The sequence below is a fragment of the Streptomyces sp. GC420 genome (assembly GCF_009916105.1).
Classification (GTDB): domain Bacteria; phylum Actinomycetota; class Actinomycetes; order Streptomycetales; family Streptomycetaceae; genus Streptomyces.
Window position 1 is genome coordinate 1 of record NZ_JAAAXQ010000475.1, and the last position, 5,245, is coordinate 5,245.

A 5,245-nucleotide genomic window follows, 5' to 3' on the forward strand; every position below is an offset into this window, starting at 1 on the left:
CCCCAGGGCCGGAAACAGGGGCCGGGTTCAGGGCGGGCAGGTCCGAACCGCCGGCCGTCCCTGTGACTCGGAACACGTCCGGCGGACCCCGCTCCATGGGCTGCCGGACTCAACGGCACGGCAGACGGGAATCGCCCCCCGTGCACGGGTGCGAGGATGTCAATTGGACAGTTCCAGCCTCGGCACCCCGGGCGCCACGATGCCGAAGGTCTGCGCGTACAGCGAGAGCTCCGCCTCCAGTGCACGCGTCATGGTGTCCGCGCGCCGGAATCCGTGGCCCTCGCCCTCGAAGGCGATGAAGGCGTGCGGGATGCCGCGTCCGGTCATCTGGGCGATGAACCGTTCACTCTGAACAGGCGGGCAGATGACGTCGTCGAGTCCCTGGAGCAGCAGGAACGGCGCGGCGATCTTGTCGGCGTGGTTGAGCGGGGAACGGTCGCGGTAGCGGCCGGGGACCTCGGCGAGGGGGCCGATCAGGTACTCCAGGTAATGGGACTCGAAGTCGTGGGTCGTGTCGGCGCCCCAGCCCTCCAGGTCCAGGACGGGGTAGATGATCGTGCCGCAGGCGTAGACGTCGGTGGTGGCGAGGGAGGCAGCGGTGGTCCAGCCGCCGGCGCTGCCGCCACGGATGGCGAGCCGGGCGGGGTCCGCGGTGCCCTCTTCGGCGAGGGCCGTCGCGACGGCCGCGCAGTCCTCGACGTCGACCAGGCCCCACTGCTCACGCAGCCGATCGCGGTACGCCCGTCCGTATCCCGTCGAGCCGCCGTAGTTGACCTCGGCGACGCCGATGCCGCGCGAGGTGAAGTAGGCGATCTCCAGGTCGAGGACGAGCGGCGCGTACCCGGTGGGGCCGCCGTGGGCCCACACCACATAGGGCGGGAGTTCCTCGGCGGGCGCGACGTGGTCGGGGTTGTGCGGCGGGTAGATGTGGGCGTGGATCTCCCTGCCGTCGGGCCCGTAGAAGGTACGGATCTGCGGCTCCGGGTAGTACGCCGGGTCGGTGGGGTCGTCGTGTTCGGCCCCGATCACCCGGGCGCGGCCGGAGGCGGTGTCGAGTTCCACCACCTCGTAGGCGCTGCGCGGGCTTGCGGCGACGCCGATGACGCGGCTGCCCCGCACGGCGAGGGTGGGCGCCCATTCCGTCCAGGGTCCGGCCGCGTCGACGAGGTCTCCGGTCTCCGGGTCGAGGATGCCGAGGACCTGGGAGCCGGCACCGTGGATCACGGCGACCAGCCCGCCCTCCAGCGGCCGGAACCAGCACTCGCCGATCCTCCACAACGGCCCGGCGAACTCCTCCTGACGGTGCGGGATCAGACAGCGCGCCGCGGTGCTGCCGGTGTCCGGGCCGTGCGGGTCGAGGCGCCGCAACTGCCACCAGCCACTGCGGTCGGAGGCGAACAGCAACGTGCCGTCCTGGGCCCACTCGATCTGCGGGACCGATTCCCCGGGGCCGCCGGCGACGGTCCGCACGCCCGTGAAGGGCCCGTCCTCCGTCACTTCGCCGAGGAGTACCTCGGTGCCCTCCCAGGGCATACGGGGATGATCCCAGGCGATCCAGGCGGCATGCCTGCCGTCGGGCGAGAGCCGGGGGCCGGTGACGAAGCGGTGCGCGTCGTCGGTGAGTTCGCGGACGGCCGCCCGGTCCTCGGCCGCCGAGCCGTCCAGGGGCACGGCGGCGACGACGCGCCGCACCTCGGAGGGCCGTTCCCCGGTGAACTCCTCCAGGACGCACCAGACCTCGCCCCGCTCGGTGCGCAACTGGGGATCCACCCAGCGCAGTCCGCCGCCGACCGGTGACACGGGGGTGAGCGGCCTGGGTTCGCGCCGCTGCGGCGGCCCGTCCGGTTCGAACGCGTACAGCCGCTGGTCGGCGAAGTGGACGAACACGATGAGCGGGCCGCCCTCGGGCCGCTCCACGCCGCACCAGGGCCGGCCGCCGTACTCGATGACCCTGCTGCGCACGTTCCAGGGCGGAGGCAGCAGGGACTGCTCGGTGCCGTCGGCGCGGCGCCGCACCAGGGCACGCCGGCCGGCTTCGGCGGGCCGGGGTGCGGTCCACCACACCTCGTCGCCGACGGTGCCGACGTACTCGGGTCTCCCGTCGTGGCCGGCGGCCAGTCGGGCATCGATGGGGGATGTCCAGGATCCGTAGGGCTCAGTGGTCAGCATTTCCCCGATTCCCCCTATGCGGAACGCAGGTAGTGATCGAGCACCCGTACTCCGAAGTGCAGTGCTTCTACGGGAACACGTTCGTCGACGCCGTGGAAGAGCGCCGCGTAGTCGAGGCCCGGGGGCAGTTTGAGCGGGGAGAAGCCGTAACCGGTGATGCCGAGGCGGGAGAACTGCTTGGCGTCCGTGCCGCCGGCCATGCAGAACGGCACGACGCGGCCCTCGGGGGCGAAGGCCTCGACGGCGGCCCTGAGCCGGGCGAAGGTCGGGGAGTCCACGGGGGCCTGGAGCGGGACCTCTCGGTGCTGGAACTCCCAGTCGACGTCCGGTCCGGTGAGCCGGTCGAGGGTCTCGCGGAACTCCTCCTCGCCGCCGGGCAGGACCCGTCCGTCGATGTGGGCGACGGCCCGGCCCGGAATCACGTTGATCTTGTATCCGGCGTCGAGCATGGTCGGGTTGGCGCTGTTGCGGACGGTCGGCTCGACCAGGGCGGCGGCCGGGCCGAGCTTGTCCAGCAGCGCGTCCACGTCGAGGTCGGGGGCGCCGGTATCGGTCTCCACGCCGTACAGGGCGGCGAGTTCGGTGAGCGCGGCCCGGACGGTGGGGGTGAGCCGGACGGGCCACTCGTGGGCGCCGATGCGGGCGACGGCCTCTGCCAGCCGGGTGACGGCGTTGGCCCGGTTGACCTTGGAGCCGTGGCCGGTCCTGCCGTGCGCGGTGAGCTTCAGCCAGGCGGTGCCCCGCTCACCCGCGGCGATGGGGTAGAGCGGGGGCGTTCCGGGCCCGGCGTGGAAGGTGAAGGCGCCGGATTCGCTGATGCCTTCGGTGCAGCCCTCGAAGAGGCCGGAGTGCCGGTCCGCGAGGAACCCGGAGCCGTCCTCGGCACTGGCCTCCTCGTCGGCGGTGAAGGCCAGAACGATGTCCCTGCGCGGCCGCACTCCGGCCCGGGCCCAGGCCCGCACGACGGCGAGGACCATGGCGTCCATGTTCTTCATGTCGACGGCGCCCCGGCCCCAGACCACTCCGTCGCGGATCTCTCCGGAGAAGGGGTGCACGCTCCAGTCGGCGGGCTCGGCCGGGACCACATCGAGGTGGCCGTGGACGAGAAGGGCGGGCGCGCCGGGGTCGGTGCCTTCGATCCGGGCGACCACATTGGTCCGTCCGGGGGTGCGCTCCAGCAGGACGGGATCCAGCCCCGCGCCCGCGAGCCGCTCCGCCGCGTACTCGGCGGCGGGGCGTTCCCGGCAGTCTCCGCCACCGCGGTTGGTGGTGTCGATACGGATCAGCTCGGAGGTGAACCGCACCGCTTCGTCCAGCGCGGTGCCGTCCGGTTCGGTGCCGTACGGGACGGTGCCGTACGGCGCGGAACCGGTACCGGGCGTCATGTCAGCCATATTGCTCCTCCACGGCGGCCGAGACGATCGTCGTGACCGCCTTGAAGCAGCGGATGCCTTCGTACATGGTGCCGCTGGTGTAGCGGACGCGCCGCTCGCCGGCGCGTCCGACGCCGGGGACCACCGTCGCGGCGGCCGCCAGGTGTTCCGCGTCGAACTCGAGTTCCACGGTGTGCGGGCCGCCGCCGGCCGGTTCGTGCCGGACGGCGAGCGCGGTGGCCTCCTTGGCGGCGGCCCTGATCTCGGCGGCTGTCCGCTCGGGGGGCCGGCACACGGCGGCGTAGCGCGAGACGTGGTCCTTGACGGCGACCTTGCGCGCCACGGGTGCGTAGCCCTCCGCGTCCCGGCAGGTCAGGTCGTCGCCGGTGACCAGCACCACGGGGACGCCGTACTCCGCGACCACCTGCGCGTTGAGCAGCCCTTCACTCGCCCGGCGCCCGTCGAGCCACACGCCGGTGATGGAGTTGGCGAGGTAGGTGTGGGCGAGAACTCCCTCGGCGCCGGCGCCCGTGTGGTAGCCGACGAAGGCGATGCCGTCGACGTCGCCGTGCTGCACGCCCTCGACCATGCTCAGGCTCTTGTGTCTGCCGGTCAGCATCTGTGCGCGGGAGTCGAGTTCCTCGAGCAGCAGATTGCGCATGGACCAGTGCGCCTCGTTGATGAGGACCTCATCGGCCCCGCCGTCGTAGAAACCGAGCACGGCCGCGTTGACATCGGAGGTGAACATGCGCCGGCAGCGCTCCCACTGGGGTGTGCCCGGCAGCACGTCGGCAGGCCAGGTCACGCCCGTGGCGCCCTCCATGTCCGCTGAGACGAGGATCTTCATGCCGGGAACGTTACGCGCCGCGCCCCTGGCTGCCCACCCCTGTGGATAACTCCGCGTGGTGTGGCCAAAACTCTCAGTGGCCCAGCACCGCCCATGTGGAGGGCAGCTCGATGAGGCTGCCGTCGGGGGCGTACTCGGTGGTGGTGTCCGGCACACCTTCGGGGAAGCCCTCGCCTGCGACGACCTGCTCGCGCAGGTAGGTGCCGGCGAAGTCGGCGAAGCGGGGCACGACGGCCGCGCTGACCTCCTGGATCGTATGGGAGAGGTCGAGCGAGGAGCCGATGCGGCCGCTGACCTCGTTGAGGAATTCCAGGCGTTCGCGCACCGCCGCGTATTCGAGGTCGCCCTCGAACTCGGGGGCGGGCGCCCGCGTCGCCGTCCCGTCGCCGTGGGTGAGAGGGACCCCACGCCGGGCCACGGGCCGCCCGGAGCGCCTGGGCACACCCCAGTCAGGGGTCACGGGCACCCTTTCCAGACGGCTGAACTCCAACACCGGATAACCCAGTTCGAGGATCTGGGCGACGACGCGGTTCGACTCGCCGACGCTCATGCCGGGGAGTATCTGGGACAGGCCGGCGGCGAGCCGGTCCGCGCCGGGGAGTTCGGTGTGCAGGGCGAAACCCGGGACGATGTACTCCGTCCCCGCCTCGTCCGTGCCGTCCCGGCGCAGCCGGGCGGCGTCGGCCGCGAGGACCAGCAGCCGCCCGGGTCCCGGGCCGACCAGCGGATACGCCCACCACAGGACGTCGATCCGGTGGTGCCCGGCGTCGTCGCGGACGCCGGCGCCCGACGTCCCGGCGGCGCCCGCACCACCGGCGTCCGGGCCGGGCGCGGGCACACGGGCCCGGGCGGGCAC

At 72.6% G+C, this 5,245-nt stretch carries 3 protein-coding genes and 1 pseudogene; all 4 read right to left on the minus strand.

What is annotated here, in order from left to right:
• Positions 1-159: 159 nt before the first annotated feature.
• Positions 160-2,169: a prolyl oligopeptidase family serine peptidase gene (locus GUY61_RS34275; protein ID WP_166634225.1), complete on the minus strand. Its 2,010-nt coding sequence runs from the start codon at positions 2,167-2,169 to the stop codon at positions 160-162.
• Positions 2,170-2,183: 14 nt separating this feature from the next.
• Positions 2,184-3,554 (minus strand): M20/M25/M40 family metallo-hydrolase, encoded by a 1,371-nt coding sequence (locus GUY61_RS34280; RefSeq protein WP_243766954.1) that lies wholly within the window; start codon positions 3,552-3,554, stop codon positions 2,184-2,186.
• Between the two features lies 1 nt (position 3,555).
• Positions 3,556-4,389 carry a M55 family metallopeptidase gene (locus GUY61_RS34285; RefSeq protein ID WP_166634227.1) on the minus strand — a complete coding sequence of 278 codons (834 nt, stop codon included), beginning with the start codon at positions 4,387-4,389 and terminating at the stop codon, positions 3,556-3,558.
• 136 nt (positions 4,390-4,525) lie between these two features.
• Positions 4,526-5,245: pseudogene (locus GUY61_RS34290) on the minus strand (PAS sensor protein); the annotation flags it as partial.

Coding starts and splice junctions, on each gene's coding strand:
- GUY61_RS34275 (WP_166634225.1), bottom strand. CDS start 2,169: ATGCTGACCACTGAGCCCTACGGATCCTGGACATCCCCCATCGATGCC.
- GUY61_RS34280 (WP_243766954.1), bottom strand. CDS start 3,554: ATGACGCCCGGTACCGGTTCCGCGCCGTACGGCACCGTCCCGTACGGC.
- GUY61_RS34285 (WP_166634227.1), bottom strand. CDS start 4,389: ATGAAGATCCTCGTCTCAGCGGACATGGAGGGCGCCACGGGCGTGACC.